The organism is Thermodesulfovibrionales bacterium (assembly GCA_026417875.1).
GTDB lineage: Bacteria > Nitrospirota > Thermodesulfovibrionia > Thermodesulfovibrionales > CALJEL01 > CALJEL01.
This window is the reverse complement of sequence record JAOACK010000006.1, coordinates 29,390-46,141: the sequence shown is the minus strand read 5'-3', so window position 1 is coordinate 46,141 and position 16,752 is coordinate 29,390. Positions and strand designations below refer to the sequence as shown.

At 39.5% G+C, this 16,752-nt stretch carries 20 protein-coding genes; 7 read left to right on the top strand and 13 right to left on the bottom strand.

Annotation, left to right across the window (positions count from 1 at the left end; genetic code table 11):
- Positions 1-48: 48 nt before the first annotated feature.
- From raiA to def, 13 genes are all read right to left on the bottom strand, one after another.
- Positions 49-570, bottom strand: a complete 522-nt coding sequence (gene raiA / locus N2257_02360; GenBank protein ID MCX7793239.1) for a ribosome-associated translation inhibitor RaiA — start codon at positions 568-570, stop codon at positions 49-51.
- Positions 567-2,003, bottom strand: coding sequence for an RNA polymerase factor sigma-54 (gene rpoN / locus N2257_02355; protein ID MCX7793238.1), 1,437 nt, complete (start codon positions 2,001-2,003; stop codon positions 567-569). Before rpoN ends, raiA begins: the two co-directional genes overlap by 4 nt.
- The gene (lptB, locus tag N2257_02350) at positions 2,003-2,719 is read right to left on the bottom strand and encodes an LPS export ABC transporter ATP-binding protein (GenBank protein MCX7793237.1); all 717 of its coding nucleotides are present in this window, start codon (positions 2,717-2,719) and stop codon (positions 2,003-2,005) included. Before lptB ends, rpoN begins: the two co-directional genes overlap by 1 nt.
- Positions 2,719-3,165 (bottom strand): lipopolysaccharide transport periplasmic protein LptA, encoded by a 447-nt coding sequence (lptA, locus tag N2257_02345; GenBank protein ID MCX7793236.1) that lies wholly within the window; start codon positions 3,163-3,165, stop codon positions 2,719-2,721. The genes lptB and lptA overlap by 1 nt, the downstream gene beginning before the upstream one ends.
- On the bottom strand, positions 3,162-3,656 hold the full coding sequence (locus tag N2257_02340; protein ID MCX7793235.1) for a hypothetical protein: 495 nt from the start codon (positions 3,654-3,656) through the stop codon (positions 3,162-3,164). Before N2257_02340 ends, lptA begins: the two co-directional genes overlap by 4 nt.
- Positions 3,657-3,743: 87 nt before the next feature.
- Positions 3,744-4,559: a shikimate dehydrogenase gene (locus N2257_02335; GenBank protein ID MCX7793234.1), complete on the bottom strand. Its 816-nt coding sequence runs from the start codon at positions 4,557-4,559 to the stop codon at positions 3,744-3,746.
- Positions 4,556-5,845, bottom strand: coding sequence for a DUF512 domain-containing protein (locus N2257_02330; protein ID MCX7793233.1), 1,290 nt, complete (start codon positions 5,843-5,845; stop codon positions 4,556-4,558). Before N2257_02330 ends, N2257_02335 begins: the two co-directional genes overlap by 4 nt.
- On the bottom strand, positions 5,823-6,365 hold the full coding sequence (gene pgsA / locus N2257_02325) for a CDP-diacylglycerol--glycerol-3-phosphate 3-phosphatidyltransferase (protein ID MCX7793232.1): 543 nt from the start codon (positions 6,363-6,365) through the stop codon (positions 5,823-5,825). The genes N2257_02330 and pgsA overlap by 23 nt, the downstream gene beginning before the upstream one ends.
- A gap of 1 nt (position 6,366) precedes the next feature.
- Positions 6,367-7,392, bottom strand: a complete 1,026-nt coding sequence (locus tag N2257_02320) for a tetratricopeptide repeat protein (protein MCX7793231.1) — start codon at positions 7,390-7,392, stop codon at positions 6,367-6,369.
- Entirely contained in the window at positions 7,382-8,068 is a 687-nt protein-coding gene (rpe, locus tag N2257_02315; protein MCX7793230.1) for a ribulose-phosphate 3-epimerase, read from the bottom strand. Before rpe ends, N2257_02320 begins: the two co-directional genes overlap by 11 nt.
- Before the next feature lie 38 nt (positions 8,069-8,106).
- A complete protein-coding gene (locus tag N2257_02310; GenBank protein ID MCX7793229.1) occupies positions 8,107-8,646 on the bottom strand; it encodes a DUF116 domain-containing protein in 540 nt (179 codons plus the stop codon).
- Positions 8,636-9,550 (bottom strand): methionyl-tRNA formyltransferase, encoded by a 915-nt coding sequence (fmt, locus tag N2257_02305; protein ID MCX7793228.1) that lies wholly within the window; start codon positions 9,548-9,550, stop codon positions 8,636-8,638. The genes N2257_02310 and fmt overlap by 11 nt, the downstream gene beginning before the upstream one ends.
- On the bottom strand, positions 9,550-10,062 hold the full coding sequence (def, locus tag N2257_02300) for a peptide deformylase (GenBank protein ID MCX7793227.1): 513 nt from the start codon (positions 10,060-10,062) through the stop codon (positions 9,550-9,552). The genes fmt and def overlap by 1 nt, the downstream gene beginning before the upstream one ends.
- A 56-nt stretch (positions 10,063-10,118) precedes the next feature.
- Here def and N2257_02295 point away from each other — a divergent pair, with 56 nt between their 5' ends.
- From N2257_02295 to N2257_02265, 7 genes are read left to right on the top strand one after another with little or no spacing between them, the layout of a single operon-like run.
- Complete coding sequence (locus N2257_02295; protein MCX7793226.1) at positions 10,119-12,221, top strand: UvrD-helicase domain-containing protein; 2,103 nt, start codon at positions 10,119-10,121, stop codon at positions 12,219-12,221.
- Positions 12,218-12,505: an Asp-tRNA(Asn)/Glu-tRNA(Gln) amidotransferase subunit GatC gene (gene gatC, locus N2257_02290; protein ID MCX7793225.1), complete on the top strand. Its 288-nt coding sequence runs from the start codon at positions 12,218-12,220 to the stop codon at positions 12,503-12,505. The genes N2257_02295 and gatC overlap by 4 nt, the downstream gene beginning before the upstream one ends.
- 4 nt (positions 12,506-12,509) lie before the next feature.
- Positions 12,510-12,872 carry an aspartate 1-decarboxylase gene (locus N2257_02285; GenBank protein MCX7793224.1) on the top strand — a complete coding sequence of 121 codons (363 nt, stop codon included), beginning with the start codon at positions 12,510-12,512 and terminating at the stop codon, positions 12,870-12,872.
- 3 nt (positions 12,873-12,875) lie between these two features.
- The gene (argS, locus tag N2257_02280) at positions 12,876-14,507 is read left to right on the top strand and encodes an arginine--tRNA ligase (GenBank protein ID MCX7793223.1); all 1,632 of its coding nucleotides are present in this window, start codon (positions 12,876-12,878) and stop codon (positions 14,505-14,507) included.
- 2 nt (positions 14,508-14,509) lie between these two features.
- On the top strand, positions 14,510-15,031 hold the full coding sequence (hpt, locus tag N2257_02275) for a hypoxanthine phosphoribosyltransferase (GenBank protein MCX7793222.1): 522 nt from the start codon (positions 14,510-14,512) through the stop codon (positions 15,029-15,031).
- 12 nt (positions 15,032-15,043) lie between these two features.
- Complete coding sequence (gene queD, locus N2257_02270; GenBank protein ID MCX7793221.1) at positions 15,044-15,415, top strand: 6-carboxytetrahydropterin synthase QueD; 372 nt, start codon at positions 15,044-15,046, stop codon at positions 15,413-15,415.
- Complete coding sequence (locus N2257_02265; protein ID MCX7793220.1) at positions 15,405-16,748, top strand: TldD/PmbA family protein; 1,344 nt, start codon at positions 15,405-15,407, stop codon at positions 16,746-16,748. The genes queD and N2257_02265 overlap by 11 nt, the downstream gene beginning before the upstream one ends.
- Positions 16,749-16,752: the final 4 nt, after the last annotated feature.

Genomic DNA, 16,752 nt, shown 5'->3' with positions numbered 1-16,752 from the left:
GATTGTTTTAAGGCTGAGGCAAAACTTTAAACCTCAGCCCGTGAGAGATTATTTCGCTGGCTCTATAAGACCATAATTTCCATCATTTCTTTTGTAAATTACATTCATCTGTCCTGTTCTTTCATTTTCAAAGACAAAGAAATTTTTATCAAGAAGTTCCATCTGCATAGCTGCTTCTTCAGGGCTCATTGGTTTTATATCAAATCTTTTTATTTTTATTATCCTTGGCTCTTTTTCTGAACCTGAGCCGGTGACAGCTGTAGAGGCCTTATTTTCACCCTTTCTATGAGAATTTATCTTTTCCTTATATTTCTTTATCTGTTTTTCAAGTTTTTCAACCACTTCATCAATGGAGGAATAGATTTCTCCTGTAACACCCTCAGCCTGAATCATATAGCCATTCGCCTTAATGAGAACCTCCGCCTTGTGCTGGTATTTCTGGATGCTGAGAGTAATGATAGCCTCAGTGATGTTTGAAAGATAGCGTTCAAACTTTGCAATCTTCTTTTCAGCATAATCTCTCAATGCTGGAGTAATTTCAAGATTCCTACCGGTGACGATGATGTTCATAGCTCCTCCTTTTTTTCTAATATCTTTCTCTGATTCTGAGAAAGTATTTTTAATTCTGTCCTGTATTTTGAAACAGTCCTTCTAGCTATGTGAATATTTGAATTCTTCAATATTTCCACTATCTGCTGATCACTCAAAGGATTTCTGGGATCTTCTTCAGAAATTATCTTTTTTATCAATTCCTTTACCTTGGTAGATGAGACTTCACCTGAGTCACCCTGCAATGCGCTGCTGAAGAAAAATCTGAAAGGAAATATACCATGAGGACAGGCGAGAAATTTATTGGATGTGACCCTGCTTATTGTACTTTCGTGCATGCCTAGTTCCTTAGCTACCTGTCTAAGGGTCAAAGGTTTGAGATAATCAACACCCCTGTCAAAGAATTCTCTCTGAAAATTCAGGATGCTTTCTGTTACCCTGTATATCGTCCTGTTTCTTTGATCAAGACTTTTTATGAGCCACATTGCAGAGCGGAGTTTATCCTCAAGAAACTGACGTTCTTCTTTTGTTAGCTGGGCCTTGTTCATAAGTAATTGCCTGTATTTTTCATTAAGCCTGAATCTTGGAACTCCATCATCATTAAGTATTATCCTGTACTCTTCATCATCTTTAATTATAAATACATCTGGTTCGACATAAGTTGGTTCCTGTGATGAGTAATTCCTGCCTGGTTTCGGGTCAAATCCCTGAATAATTTTTACAGCCTGATTCACCTCATCAATAGATACATTGTATTGCTTAGCTATATTGATAAATCTCTTTTTTTCAAGATCATCAAGATTATTTAGAATAATCTTTTCTACAAGGGAATCTTTAAGTCCCAGATACCTTGCCTGTATGAGAAGACATTCTTTTAAATCTCTTGCTCCCACACCTGGAGGATCAAATGTCTGGATCAATTCAACTGCCTTTCTTACAACCTCCTCAGGAAGCCCTGAAAGGGCAATAAGTTCTTCAATTGAGGCTCTGAGATAACCATTTTCATCTATGTTTCCAATAATGATCTCTCCAGCTTTTTTCACTTCCTCTGATTCATGTGAGAGCATGAGCTGCCACTGAAGATGCTCTGCCAGATCGGGTTTTCTGCTGACAAATTTCTCAAAGGATGGTGTCTCTACTGTTCCGGGATTAAAATATCCAAGATCTCTTCCATCACTTGCTCGCTCTTCAAAATATTCATCAACGCTGAACTCTAATAGCCTCTCAAGAGGACTTTCTGTTTCCTCAGCCGTGATATCATGGGCTTCGGCTGATATTGGTTCATCAGTTACTTCATTAAGTTCTTCAAGAAAAGGATTTTCAATTAGTTCCTGATTTAATGCCTCAACAAGCTCCAGCTTTTGCATCTGGAGAAGTTTTATTGCCTGCTGGAGCTGGGGCGTAAGAATCAGCTTCTGGGTAAGCCGTATGTCAAGCCTGCTCTCAATAGGCATCAGAGATTGAACTCCTCTCCAAGATAGATTTTCTTAACACTCTCATTTTTAATCAATTCCTCAGGAGTCCCATGCGCCAGTATCCTGCCGTCATTTATGATGTATGCCCTATCTGTTATTGAAAGGGTATCTCTTACATTGTGATCTGTGATTATTATACCTACATTTTTTTCCCTGATATAGTTTATCATTTTTTTTAGCTCTGTTATAGTTATGGGGTCAATGCCAGCAAAGGGTTCATCAAAGAGCACATAAGAGGGTGAAAGGCTGAGCATCCTTGCAATCTCTGTCCTCCTCCTTTCTCCTCCTGAGAGCCTGTAACCTTCCCTTTCGGAAAATTCCTTCAATTTGAACTCTTCAATAATTTCATTAACTCTTTTATCAAGCCCTTCTTTATCAACCTCCGTGAATTCAAGAACAGCCTTAATATTCTCTCTAACTGTAAGTTTTCTGAATATTGAAGGTTCCTGAGGTAGATATCCTATACCCTTTCTAGCCCTTAAATACATGGGATAGCCTGTTATATCTTCACCATCAAGAAGGACAGCCCCGCTGTCACATTTTATGACACCTATAAGCATGTAAAATGTTGTGGTTTTTCCTGCTCCATTAGGACCGAGAAGCCCTACAATCTCACCTCTGTTTACTTGAAGACTTATGTCTATAACGACAGGTCTTGAACCGTATCTCTTGGTCAGATTTTTTGCTTGGAACATCACTGAACAGATTCCTTTAAAAAAACCTTGCTGTTAGAAACAACAGAACGGTCTTCAGAGATATAATATATTATCTTATCACCTTTTATAATATTTTTACCATCCATAGCAACAGGCTCACCTGTGAACGTAATGCTGTCTTCTTCTGCTTTGTAGACTGCCTTTTCTGAGAGGATTGTTCTTGTACCCTTTAAAACTTTTATGTTTCCTGTGGCCTCTATTATTTCAACCTTTGTGCCTGTATTATCATAATAAACGATCATGGTGTCAGCAAAAATTGTAAGTTCATCCTTTTTTGCAATAACCCTGCCGCTGAATATTGCCTGATTTTCTTTTTTGTTTATGGTAAGACTTTCAGAGGTTATTACTATGGACTTTTTTTCTTCAGCTGCCTGAGAAATTGAAAAAGTAAATATTATTAATAATATGCCTAAAATTTCTTTCATTTTATTTCAAGCCTTACATCTCTCAGGATTCTGATATTACTATCTGAATCTGATATAATACCCCTTCCTCTTAGTATAATGTTTCCTTTTCTTATTATAACCGGCTCTTCACTTTTAATAACTCCCTTTTCGATTCTCAGCGAAGTTATCCTTGCCTCTGAACCATCAGTAAGCTTGATGAGTACACCACCATTTATCTCAGCCAGCCCTTTATTTAGCTCATACCTTCCATAAGGTGCTTTTAGTTCTATGCCTCTTTTATCAGAAAAGAATTTTATGTCATAGAGAATGGCGCTATCATCGCTCTCCAGAACAGCCCTTTCTGCTTCAAGTCTCCAGAGTTTTCCTGAAGGACCTTCTGTATCTATCTTTACATCCCTTAATTCCTGTAGAGTGAGTGGTTCATTTTTAAAGGTACTTTGATTTTCAAGAAAAAGAATCCACATGATTAGTGAGATTATAAAGAACAGGATTAGACCTAACTTCTTCACATTTAATTATAGCATACATGATTTTAAATAGTAATGATCATTTTTCTTTTGCCGAACTGAAAAAGTGTAAGGAAGAGATCTAAAAAATTAATTTGCAGATTCAAGTAATGCCTTTCTCATTATCTCAACAGGTGGTTTTATGCCTGTCCAGAGTTCAAAGGCAAAAACACCCTGCCACAACAACATACCAAGACCATCAATAGCTAAACAGCCTCTTAATTCAGCCTCTTTGAGAAGTTTTGTTTTTTTATATATGAGATCGCATACGACCTGACCTTTTCTTAATAAAGAAGTTTCTACAGGTGCAGGATCATCAGGCTTGAGCCCGAGAGGTGTTGCATTTATTATTATATCGGCATCTTTAATGGCAGAGTTATTCTCAGAGACCTTAACATTTTTTTTTAATCCCTCTGCCAGGGCTTCTGCCTTCCTTGTGTCAATATCATAAACCAGAACTTCTTCTGCCTCTTTGCTTAGATAATAAGCAACTGCCTTTGCAGCTCCGCCCGCTCCTACGAGAAAAACCCTACGGCCTTTTACTGTAACAAAATTTTCATTAAGGGATGCCATAAATCCCTTTCCATCAGTGTTGTATCCAAGGAGAAGTCCTTCCTTATTCACTATTGTATTTACCGCTCCAATCTCAGCTGCTTCGTCATCTATACTGTCAAGGAATTTTATCACTGCCTCTTTATGAGGTACTGTTACATTAACACCTTTAAGTCCCAGTGCCCTTATACCCTTGACAGCATCCTCAAGTCTTGAGGGTTCAACTGGAAAGGTTACATAGCAGTAATCGAGCCCCAAGGTATGGAAGGCTCTGTTGTGCATAAGCGGTGAAAGGCTGTGTTCTACAGGATAGCCAATAAGACCTGTTATCTTTGTCTTACCTGTAATGGTCATCTTATCACCTCCAGTGCCTTTATAAGACCTTCTGGCGAGGAGTCTATCTTAAATACATCAACTGATAATGCTCTTGATATATCACTGACTGTCAGACCATCAAGGAATTCGTCTCCTCCATCCTTTGTTGTTACATCAGGTATGAGTAAGTAATCACCCCTGTCAACTTTATCTGCAAGACCTTCTATTATATCCCTTCCTGTAAGAAGCCCTGCTACGGTAACAGTTTCACCAAAGAATCTGTTCTTGATCATGAAAAGATCAATTGGGAGTCTCCATTCTGTTTTAAACTTTTCAATTATGTTACGGAGAAAAGGATAAAAGGCCTCTCCTGTAAAGGTAATAATCCTTTTTTTAGGATGATGTACAGGTTTTTTAAATTTACGTGCCTTATGCAGGAAAAGGGTTACCAGTCCTACACCATTTTCAAGCTGGGGAAATTCTTCATATCTTTTTACATCAGGTAGAGGGACTCCTGCCTTTATATATAACTCATCTGCTGCATAAACAATGTGTCTTCCGTATCTCTTTTTAAATCTCCTGTCAAGAGCCTCAACTATCTCTATTGCTTTAATGGCATCTTCCTTGTTTACAGGACTCAGAGAACTTTTACTGTACTTTGTTATTCCGACCGGTACCACAGCTATAGAATTTACATAGGGATAGAGCCTTGTAAGATCCAGTACGGTCTTTCTCAGTTCCTCTCCATCATTGTACCCTGGGCATAGAACTATCTGGCAGTGCATCTTTATCTTTGCCTTTGCAAAATCTCTTATTTCTTTAAGGATATCAGGCGCATCATGATTGCCCAGCATGATATTTCTTTTTTTTCTATCAGTATGGTGAACTGATATATAAAGGGGACTCAGGTGTTGTTCTTTAATCCTTATCCTGTCTTCATCACTCAGATTTGTAAGGGTTACGAAGTTTCCGTAAAGAAAGGATAATCTGTAGTCGTCGTCCTTGATGTAAAGGGTTTTTCTAAGTCCCTTCGGGAGCTGATCAACAAAACAAAAGATGCATCTGTTTCTGCACCTTTTGACAGGAAAGGCATTAACCTTGATACCGAGATCCCTTCTTTCTCTTCTTTCTATGTTGAAATCAATACTTTTATTATTTCTTCTAACTTTTATATATAAAATCGGTTCATTTCCGTAAAAGAGAAGATCAATTGCATCCCTTATCTTCATGCCGTTTATAGAAATAAGGATATCTCCTTTCTTCAGACCTGCCTTTTCAGCAGGGCTTTTCTCTTCTATTTCTTCAATTACGACTTGATTGCTCATAGGCCTTTATATCTCTCAGTATATAATGTATACATGAAAAAATAGCAAAAAAGGATGTAAGGACATACAGGGTCTCTAATACCTCATTAAATATTGAGAAATTCAGGTTAATCAGTACAGAAACAATGGTTATTACCTGTAATGTATTAGAGAGTTTTCCCGGAACGGAAGGCTCAACCCTTGTAGAGCCGGTCTGGATATAAAGGGATATCCATCCAATAACCACTATGAGATCTCTGCTTATGATGATCACGGTCAACCATTTAGGAATGAGCTCAAGGATTGTAAGAGATAGAAAGGCTGTGAGGAGTAAAAGTTTATCTGCAAGGGGATCCAGAAATGCACCGAGTCTGCTCTTCTGGTTCTTAAGCCTCGCAATGAGGCCATCAAGGGCATCCGTTAAAGCGGCTAGCAGGAAAACATAAAAACCCAGGTCAAACCTTTTATAGACAATTGACATGACAAAGAAAGGCACAAGGAAGATTCTTAAAAGGGTTATGAAATTGGGGATTGTGAACATATCAGGGTATCTCCAGAGGTTTGTAATCCTCAGGTTCAAGCATTTTTTTGAGAATTGAAATGATATAACCTTCCTCCAGTTTTATTTCCAGTTCCCTGGTAAGCGCGTAGGCCTTCTGCAATTTTTTTAAAGCACCAGACAGCCTACCTTTCAGGATATCTATCTGGCAGAGTCCTGTAAGTCCGTATACCATTCCTCTTTTGTCCTTTGTGGACCTGAAAAAAGATATTGCCTTTTTAAAATTCTTTTCTGCCTTTTCAAGGTTCTTTTTGAACAGATAAACCATACCAAGACTCCAGTGGGTATAGGCTGAGCTTACCCTGTCACCAATTATTCTGTAAAGGCTTAATGCCCTGTTAAAATGGGAAATAGCTTTTTTGTAATCTCCCTTCATCCTCAGGGCATTTCCTATTCCGCAGTGAGAATAGGCAAGCCCGAATTTATCCTCTGTTTTTTTGAAAATACCATTAGCCTTTCTGTAGTATCTCAGTGATTGCTCATAAAATCCCTTTACCCTCGAGGTTCCGCCGAGACTGTTTAAACAGTAAGCCCTGGCTTCTTTGGAGGTAAACATCTTCAGACTTTTTTTGAGAAGTTTCATTGCACCGTCAAGGTCACCTTTTATCCTCAAACTTACTCCTTCAGCCCAGAGGGTAAAGGCAATGCCATTTCTGTCATTAAGTCTTTTGTATAAGAGTCTTGCCTTTCTGAAATATTTTATGCTTTCCTTCCAGTATCCAAGTGCCCTGAGACTCAGGCCTCTACCTGTGAGTGAATCAGCCAAAGCTATCCTGTCATTAAGTTTCTTTGAAAGATCATAACCTTTTCTGTAATATTCAATAGCCTTATTAAATTCACCGAGCATTCTAAGGGTGTCAGCCATTGAGAGCGTTGTTGAGAGTATTGCCTCTTTATCACCCTTTTTTGTGGAATTTATCAAAGCCTTTTTATATAATTGAAGGGCTTTTTTATATTCTGCCCGTTCTCTTAATTTTTCTGCTTTATTGAAAATTTCTTCAGCCTTCAAGTACTTCCCTTAACTCCTTCATCAGTGATTTATAATCCTTTGAATTATAAAAACCTGAACCCATTACAAGTATATCAGCACCTGCTTCAGCAACCTTTCTTGCATTATCAATCTTTATTCCACCATCAACCTCAATAAGTGTATGGAGTCCCCTTTCCCTTATCATTTCTTTGAGGATTTTTATCTTTTCAAGACTCTGAGGTATGAAAATCTGACCACCAAATCCAGGATTTACTGACATGATGAGAACCATATCAATATCATGAAGGATATGATTCAGGCTCCAGATAGGCGTAGCGGGATTGAGGGAAACACCGGGTTTGGCTCCACTGTCTCTTATCCAGTTTATAGTTCTGTGAAGATGTTTAAGGGCTTCATAATGCACTGTAATCCAGTCTGCACCAGCAGATATGAAGTCTTTTATATACCTGTCTGGCTCTTCAATCATGAGATGGACATCAAGAGGCAGTTTTGTTGCCTTTCTTATGAATTCTACCACGAAAGGTCCTATGGTAATATTGGGGACAAAATGACCATCCATTATATCAATATGGAGCATATCAGCCCCTGCCTCTTCTGTTTTTGTTAGTTCTTCTTCAAGTTTAAGAAAATTAGCGCTGAGAATAGAAGGTGCTATCATTACAGTCCTTTCTGAATTTCTCAAAGAAAATGCCATATCCTTACCTTTTTCAGGAAATTTTTTAAGAACGCAGTTTAACTTTCTTTTTTATATGATAAAAATTCTATAGCTTCTTTTACAAGGCTGAGATCCACCCTGGTATTCATGCAGGGACCAAAGGGTCTTTCATTTGGAATACCTATTACGGGTAAAGGGTAGGTATCAACCATCCCGCTTGAGAGGTCCCTTTCGCAGGCAACAGCCACTATTGCCTCAGGCATGACATCCCTGACAATCCGTCTTGCAAGTGTTCCTCCGGTAGCAACAAAGAGATTTATACCATATCTGTCTCCAATCTCAATTAGATCTTTTATCTCGCACCTGCCACATCCCCTGCAAAGTTTTATATTATGGGTGAGTCTTATAGCACATTCATTTATTTGGATGCAATGGGGAAGCAGTAATAATATTTTCTTTGCAGAGATTTTTTCTAACCGTACAAGCAGGTTGTTTAATCTTATTATAAGTGACTGGAGGGATTCCTTTTTTGACTTAAAAAATACCCCTATGAACATGAATACAGGATATAGCATCTTCAGAACGAAACCCCGCATTATCCTGTAACTACTTGCCAAGGATAACCCCCCTCTGGAGCCTTCTTCCTCTTAGGAATGCCACTCCATCCATTGCTCTTTTGCCCTCTGGCTTGATTTCAACAATATTGAGAAGACCTTCTCCAGTACCGATTATGAAAGCTTTTTCTGTAGACTCTATCCTGCCTGGTTCGCCTTTGCCTTCAATGACTGAGGCCTTTGTTATTATTAGTCTTTCTCCTTCAAGAAAGGTATAGGCACACGGCCAGGGTTGTGTGCCTCTTATTAGGTTATAAATTTCCCTGGCAGATCTCTTCCAGTTAATAAGTCCATCCTCTTTTTTTAGCGGTGGTGCATAGGATGGCTCTCCCACCTGTGGTCTTGGAATAATATTACCTTTTCTTATTTCGTTTATTGTCTTAAGAAGCAATCCTGCTCCAAGCTCGGAAAGCCTCTTTGACAGGCTGACTGCATCTTCATCCTCTCCTATTTCAATTTTTTCCTGAAGGAGTATATTACCTGTATCAAGTCCCTCATCCATCACCATTGTAGTAATTCCTGTTATCCTTTCACCATTAATAATTGACCATTGAATAGGTGCAGCACCTCTGTATTTTGGAAGAAGAGATGCATGGACATTTATGGCATATCTTTCAGGAATTCTGAGAATCTCCGGTGGAAGTATCTTCCCATAGGCAACGACAATGATAAACTCGGGTTGATATCTTTTCAGTATATTTATAAATTCTGGGTTCTTTATCCTTTCAGGCTGTAGTACCGGAATATTTCTTTCAATTGCCAGTTCCTTGACAGGAATGGGTATGGGCGTTCCATCTCTCCTGAATTTCTGGGGCTGGGTTATTACAAGACTTACTATTTCATTTTCAAGAAGGACCTTCAGCGAAGGAACAGCAAATTCAGGTGTTCCAAAAAAAATTAAACCCATTATAATCTGGAATCCCGTCTTTCTCTTAAAATCTTCTTTTTAAGGAGCTCTCTTCTGAATGGTCCAAGTCTATCTAGAATGAGTATTCCATCAAGATGGTCTATCTCATGCTGCAGTGCCCTTGCCAGTAACCCCTCTGCCTCTAGCTCAATTGGTTTTCCATCTCTGTTAAGACCCTTTACTATAACCCTGGCAGATCTTTTAAGATTTACCACATGACCCGGCAGGCTGAGACAACCTTCCTCTGAATCAATGAGGTCCTGCGAAAGTGTTAATTCAGGATTAATAATAGTTATCAAAGAGGATCTGCCATTCCTGTAGCCTACATCCACAATTATTAATCTTCTTGATATTCCTACCTGAGGGGCAGCAAGGCCAATTCCAGGAGCAGCATACATAGTCTCTATCATATCATCTATAAGTCTCTGGAGCTTGCTATCTATCTCTTCAACAGGAAGGGCCTTCCTCTTTAGGACTTCATCAGGGAATTTCTTTATCTCTAAAATAGCCATAAAAAATTATAACATACTTCTTGCCATAAGGATTAAGATTCTGTTAAAATTAATTAATGTCTAAGACGCCTTCATTCCTTGATGACCTTAATCTGCAACAGAAAGAGGCCCTTTTACATTGTAAGGGTCCGCTGCTTGTTCTGGCAGGTGCAGGAAGCGGAAAAACCAGGGTTATAACCTACAAATATGCCTATCTCGTAAAGAACAAAAAAATACCTGCAGGATCAATCTTCACGGTAACATTCACAAACAAGGCTGCTGATGAAATGAAATCCAGGATAAGGGAGATACTAAAAACGGACTGTCCATCATCCTGGATAGGTACCTTCCATTCTCAATGTAGCAAGATATTGAGAAAGGAGATAAAGGCACTTGGATATACTCCGGAATTCTGCATTTATGATGAAGAGGATCAGTGCCATCTCATAAGGCAGATACTTAAAGAATTCAGGATGTATGAAGCCCTTTACAGGGGTATCGCCTCCCGGATAAGTTATCTCAAGGCCTGCCTGATCAGCCCCGAGGAGTTTATTACATCAGGGGATAGTTATGGTTTTGACGAGAGGCTTGCTAAAATTTACAGGAGATACCAGGAGGAATTGAAAAGAGCCAATGCACTGGATTTTGATGACCTTATCTTTCTAACTGTAAAGCTATTCAGGGAAGAGCCAAAGATACTCCAGAGATATCAGGAACTTTTTTCTTATATTCTTGTAGATGAATTCCAGGATACCAATATTGCCCAGTATAATTTATTAAAACTTCTTGCTGAAAGACACAGGAATATATGTGTTGTTGGTGATGATGATCAGAGCATATATAAATTCAGGGGTGCAAATGTTGGCAATATTATAAATTTTGAAAAGGATTTTCCCGATGCAAAGGTCATAAAGCTTGAGAAGAATTACCGTTCCACTCAAAATATCCTTGATGTTTCAGGAGCTGTAATATCAAAAAATGAAAACAGAAAGGAAAAGAGGCTCTGGACAGACAGGGGTGCAGGTGAGAAGGTATGTTATGCGGGACTCACAAATGAGATAGATGAGGCAAAGTATGTTGCAAAGACAATAAAGGATCTTTTCCTTAAAGGTAGATACCAGTTCAGCGATTTTGCTGTACTTTACAGGTTGAATGTGCTGATGAGGCCAATTGAAGAGGCCTTTAGATCAGAGGGTATACCTTACAGGATAGTGGGTGGAATGAGTTTTTATCAGAGAAAGGAGATAAAGGATATCCTTGCTTATATTAAGCTTGCTGTTAATAACAATGATAATATAAGTCTCAGAAGAATCATAAATGTTCCCCAGAGGGGCATAGGTCAGGCGACGCTTTCAAAGATCGAACAGGAGGCCAAGAAAAAAGGCATAAGTCTTTTTGAAGCTCTAAAAAATGTAGCAAGGTCTGATATTCTTGTATCCACTTCAAGGGAAAAGCTCATAGAATTTATTAAGCTGGTTGAGGAGCTTTCATCTCTCAGAGAGGGCAGCGCAGAGGAAACGCTCAGGTTTATAATTAATGCAACTGGCTATACAGAAGGCCTCGAAGAAGAAAGATTAGAGAATATAGAGGAGCTTCTTGCATCTGCAGAGGGATATTCTGTAAGGGATTTTCTGGACAGGGTTTCACTTTTTACAAACCTTGATGACCTGCCAGCTCAGGATGCTGTTTCACTCATGACAATTCATATTGCTAAAGGACTTGAGTTTCCTGTGGTATTTATTATAGGTCTTGAAGAAGGCATACTTCCTTATTTTAAGGTTGCTGAGACTCCGGAAGATCTTTCTGAAGAAAGAAGGCTTTTTTATGTTGCGATGACGAGGGCAAAGGATCTGCTTTTACTAAGCTCGGTAAAGCAGAGGCGCCTATATTCTAAACTTCAGCAGCAGGAACCATCAAGATTTGTTAGTGAGATTCCGAAGAACTGCTGTTATCTTTTCGAGAAGGTCAGGGATGTACAGATAGCTCAGCCAAGGAAAGAGGCAGTGATTGCTGAAATAGCCTATCCAGCAGGCTGCAGGGTCAGACATCCAAAGTGGGGTATCGGTGTTGTTAGAGATTGCTATGGAGAAGGAGATGACAAGAAGATTATGGTTAACTTCCCCTCTGTTGGTATAAAGAGACTTGCGGTGAAATTTGCTAATCTTGAGAGGCTTGGATGAAGATTTCGCTTGAGGAAGTAAGCCACATAGCCCATCTTGCCAGGCTTTCCCTTTCTGAAGAGGAGAAAGAGAGGTTTTCCCTTCAGCTCAGCAATATACTTACTTATATGGAAAAACTGAATGAGCTTGATACGTCAAAAATAGAACCGACCTCCCATGTTATTCCACTTAAAAATGTCTTCAGGGATGACAGGGTGGAGTCATCCCTTTTATCTGAAGATGCTTTAAGGAATGCTCCCGACAGGGTGGATAATTTCTTCAGGGTACCAAGGATAATAGAATAGATTTATGCTTCGCTGTGTCCTGAGGTCAAAAATTCACCTTGCTACAGTTACTGAGAGTAATCTTTTTTATGAGGGAAGTATAACCATTGATGGGGATATTATGGACCAGGCTGGTCTCATTCCTTATGAACAGGTAATGATAAGTAATCTTAATAACGGTGAGCGCTTTGAGACCTATGTTATTGAAGGCAAAAGAGGCTCGGGTATTATTGCCCTCAATGGTCCTACTGCAAGAAAGGGCATGCCCGGTGACAGGGTTATAATATTCAGCTATGCGTACCTTGATGAGAATGAACTCAAAAACTTCAGGCCAAAAGTTTTAATACTTGATGACTCAAACAGGGTAGTGGAAGTTAAACAGGAATGAGTAATGATAGAAGCAATAGAAGAGTTAGAAAAGATTATAAAGGAGATAGCACCAGTTTCATCGGTTGAGATCGAGATACCACCTGATGAAAATATGGGGGACATTGCCACTCCTCAGGCAATGTCTCTTGCAAAGCTCATCAAAAAACCTCCAAAGGAAATAGCTTCCGAGATTATAAAAAGATTAAGTTCGAGATTTTTTCAATCTGCCGAGATTGCAGGTCCAGGTTTTATTAATCTGAGATTTTCAAAGGATTATTTATACAACTGGATGAGGCGTATGGCAATTGGAGATGAATCAGCCTTACTAAGAAAGAAAGATTCTTATCAAAAGATTAATGTTGAATTTGTGAGCGCCAATCCCACCGGACCGCTTCATCTCGGTCACGGAAGGGGTGCAGCCACTGGAATGGCGATTGTGAATATTCTGAGGAGAGCTGGCTATTCAGTGACCGCTGAATATTATATAAATGATGCTGGCAGACAGGTAAGTCTCTTTGGAGAGAGTGTATTTGCAAGATACAAGGAACTCCTCGGAGCAGCATATCCTTTTCCTGAGGAGGGTTACAGGGGAGAATATGTGAAGGATATCGCTTCGAGAATATTAAAAGACATAGGACCTGCATACAGAGATAGCTCTTTTAATGAAGTGGCAGAATTCTTTATTAAAACCTCTGTATCTATGATGATGGAGAGAATAAAAGAAGACCTGAATGCCTTTGGAGTATTTTTTGATAGCTACCAGAGTGAAGCAGAGCTGTACAGACGGAGCGATGTCCAGAAAAGTCTTGATGCCCTCAAGTCAAAGCATTACATCTATGAGAAGGATGGGGCCCTCTGGTTTGCTTCTTCAAGGTTCGGTGACGATAAGGATAGGGTTCTCAGAAAGAGTGATGGAGATTATACCTATTTTACCTCTGATATAGCCTATCATAAAAATAAGATTGACAGGGGATTTGACCTGCTTATAAACATATGGGGTGCTGACCATCACGGCTATATACCGAGACTCAGGGCAGTACTCAGGGCACTTGATTATCCTGAAGAGAGGCTGAAGGTTTATCTGGTGCAGATGGTTAATCTCCTGAGGAGTGGAAAGCCCGTACAGATGTCGAAAAGGGCGGGGGAATTTGTCACTTTAAGGGAGATAATGGATGAGGTCGGAACGGATACTACAAAATTTATCTTTCTCACAAGAAGCCCTGATAGCCATCTTGATTTTGATATAGAGGTTGCCAAGAGACAATCCCCTGAAAATCCAGTCTATTATGTACAGTACGCCCACGCAAGGGTAAAGAGCATATTCAGGTATGCAGTGGAACAGGGAATTGACCTGAGTCGAGTCAGCCAGGCAAGGGTTGAGCTTCTCGATCTTCAGGAAGAGACAAGATTAATAAAAAAATTGATCTTCTATCCTTTTGTTTTTGAAGTAGCGCTGAGGACTCTTGAACCGCACAGGATAACCTTTTATCTCCAGGAACTTGCAGGACTTTTCCATTCTTATTACAATAAATACAGATTTATAACCGATGACAGAGACCTTACCCTTGCAAGGCTTTGTCTTGCAGAGGTAGTTGGTATAATTCTTAAAGAAGGACTTGAAATTCTCGGTGTTAAGGCACCAGAAAGGATGTGAAGATGGTTATCGGAAAGCCCCTTTTTACACCAGAACAGATTCAGGAAAGGGTAAAGGCCTTAGCAGAGGAGATCACAAGAGATTATGCTGGAAAGGAGATTCTAGCAATAGGTATTCTCAAAGGAGCCTTCATATTTTTTTCTGATCTTGTAAGGCATATAAAGGTTCCACTTACAGTGGACTTCATAATAGCCTCAAGCTATGTTAAGACTCAGACAACCGGAGAGATAAAGGTATATTATGATGTTAGAGAGCCCCTTGAAAACAGGCATGTCCTTCTGATAGAAGACATTGTTGATACGGGTATTACTCTTAATTTTATAAGGGAGAGGATACTCCAGCGCTCACCTGAGAGCCTGAAGATCTGTGCCTTTCTTGATAAAAAAGAGAGGAGAATTGTAGATGTGCCGATCGATTACAGGGGGTTTTTTATTCCAAATGAGTATGTTGTTGGCTACGGGCTTGATTATGACAATAAATATAGAAACCTTCCCTATATAGCAATATTCAGAAAGACTCTTTAATCGGGAGGTCTTATGTATGAGCTCATGATTGAGGATAATTTTTCGGCAGCCCATCAGCTAAGGGGTTATCAGGGTGAATGTGAAAAACTTCATGGTCATAACTGGAGGGTTCAGGTCTTTGTGGTTGCCGAAAGGCTTAATGAGATAGATATAGCAATAGATTTCCATGAACTCAAGGAACACCTGAAGGATATTCTTTCACTGCTTGACCATAAATTCCTTAATGATGTCTTTCCTTTTACAGAAAAGAATCCTTCCTCTGAAAATATTGCAAAGTGGATTTACGATTCAATGAAGAAAAAGGTAAACAGGGATGACGTCAGGGTTACTGCGGTGACAGTCTGGGAATCTGATACAGCATCGGCAACCTATTATGAAGATTAATACTTCTTTTGCACAGGATATTCTGAAGAAGGCAAGGTCTAAGGGAATTGACCAGGTGGAAGTATATATCCTTGAGGGAAGAAGTAGAGCCGTCGAGGTTAAGGATCAGGAAATAGAAGGCATTGAGGATGCAGACCTTTCAGGTTATGGAATAAGGATAATTCATGGTGACAGGCTCGGTTTTGCCTATTCAACCATAGGAGAAGATTATGAATCCGTTCTCGCAAGGGCAATCGAGTTCTCAAGGTTTGTTGCTCCTGATGAATATCTCACGATACCGGAACCATCGGTATTCTCTCAAAGCCTCGAGATATTTGATCCAGTTATTGAAAATATAAGCAGCGAGTTACTAGTCAGTACTGTAATGGAGCTGGAAAAATCAGCCCTTTCTTTTGACAAAAGAATTAAAAAGACGAGGAAGGCATCTCTTAGCGTTACTACCTTGAGAACATCGATAGTTAATTCTTATGGTATTAATGTAAGTTACAGCTCTACATCTGCCATTTCACAGATTATGGTTGTTGCTGAGGATAAAGGTGAGAGCCAGAGTACCTGGGAGTTTGAGGCGAGCAGATTTTTTGGTGACCTTTCTGTGAAAGAACTTGGCCAGAGGGCAGCGAAAAAGGCTGTTTCTCTTCTTGGTTCAAGAAAACTTTCCTCCAGAAAGGCTGCTTTGCTTTTTGACCAGTCTGTGGCTTCAGAATTTTTAGGATTTCTCTCCTCATCCTTTCAGGCAGATTCTATAATAAAGGGAAAGTCTATGCTTCAAGATAAGCTTGGCAGGAAGGTATTCAGTTCAATTATAGATATTGTGGACAATGGTCTTATTCCCAGGAGACTGGGCACGAGACCAGTTGATGGGGAGGGAGTTGCCTCAAGAATTACCCCTCTTATAAAAGAGGGAATCCTCGAAGGATATCTCCACAATACTTACACAGCAAAAAGACTTTCATCTGTAAGTACTGGTAATGCATCAAGGAAAGGTTATCTGGATCCGCCATCGGTTGGCATATCAAATCTTTTTATTGCACCTTCAGAGAAGGCCAGACCTCTTTCCTTTTCTCAGTTAATAAATGCAGAAAGTGAGATGCTTTATGTACTTGATGTGATGGGAATGCATACAGGAAATCCTGTAACAGGTGATTTCTCTGTTGGTGTATCGGGATTATGGATTGTAAAGGGTGAGCCAGCATTCGCTGTAAAGGAGACCATGATCGCCGGGAATGTAATTGATCTTTTTGATAAGGTTATTGCTGTTGGAGATGATCTGAAATTTTATGGAAGTACAGGCAGTCCTCATATTCTTTTCAGAGACATTGATATCAGCGGATAGGAGC

What these genes read in the sequence shown, in the direction of transcription:
- N2257_02285 (MCX7793224.1), top strand. Translation starts at nt 12,510, where the DNA reads ATGCTTCGCTGTGTCCTGAGGTCAAAAATTCACCTTGCTACAGTTACT.
- raiA (MCX7793239.1), bottom strand. Translation starts at nt 570, where the DNA reads ATGAACATCATCGTCACCGGTAGGAATCTTGAAATTACTCCAGCATTG.
- def (MCX7793227.1), bottom strand. Translation starts at nt 10,062, where the DNA reads ATGGCTATTTTAGAGATAAAGAAATTCCCTGATGAAGTCCTAAAGAGG.
- fmt (MCX7793228.1), bottom strand. Translation starts at nt 9,550, where the DNA reads ATGGGTTTAATTTTTTTTGGAACACCTGAATTTGCTGTTCCTTCGCTG.
- gatC (MCX7793225.1), top strand. Translation starts at nt 12,218, where the DNA reads ATGAAGATTTCGCTTGAGGAAGTAAGCCACATAGCCCATCTTGCCAGG.
- N2257_02295 (MCX7793226.1), top strand. Translation starts at nt 10,119, where the DNA reads ATGTCTAAGACGCCTTCATTCCTTGATGACCTTAATCTGCAACAGAAA.
- N2257_02330 (MCX7793233.1), bottom strand. Translation starts at nt 5,845, where the DNA reads ATGAGCAATCAAGTCGTAATTGAAGAAATAGAAGAGAAAAGCCCTGCT.
- pgsA (MCX7793232.1), bottom strand. Translation starts at nt 6,365, where the DNA reads ATGTTCACAATCCCCAATTTCATAACCCTTTTAAGAATCTTCCTTGTG.
- argS (MCX7793223.1), top strand. Translation starts at nt 12,876, where the DNA reads ATGATAGAAGCAATAGAAGAGTTAGAAAAGATTATAAAGGAGATAGCA.
- rpoN (MCX7793238.1), bottom strand. Translation starts at nt 2,003, where the DNA reads ATGCCTATTGAGAGCAGGCTTGACATACGGCTTACCCAGAAGCTGATT.
- hpt (MCX7793222.1), top strand. Translation starts at nt 14,510, where the DNA reads ATGGTTATCGGAAAGCCCCTTTTTACACCAGAACAGATTCAGGAAAGG.
- rpe (MCX7793230.1), bottom strand. Translation starts at nt 8,068, where the DNA reads ATGGCATTTTCTTTGAGAAATTCAGAAAGGACTGTAATGATAGCACCT.
- N2257_02335 (MCX7793234.1), bottom strand. Translation starts at nt 4,559, where the DNA reads ATGACCATTACAGGTAAGACAAAGATAACAGGTCTTATTGGCTATCCT.
- queD (MCX7793221.1), top strand. Translation starts at nt 15,044, where the DNA reads ATGTATGAGCTCATGATTGAGGATAATTTTTCGGCAGCCCATCAGCTA.
- lptB (MCX7793237.1), bottom strand. Translation starts at nt 2,719, where the DNA reads ATGTTCCAAGCAAAAAATCTGACCAAGAGATACGGTTCAAGACCTGTC.
- lptA (MCX7793236.1), bottom strand. Translation starts at nt 3,165, where the DNA reads ATGAAAGAAATTTTAGGCATATTATTAATAATATTTACTTTTTCAATT.
- N2257_02265 (MCX7793220.1), top strand. Translation starts at nt 15,405, where the DNA reads ATGAAGATTAATACTTCTTTTGCACAGGATATTCTGAAGAAGGCAAGG.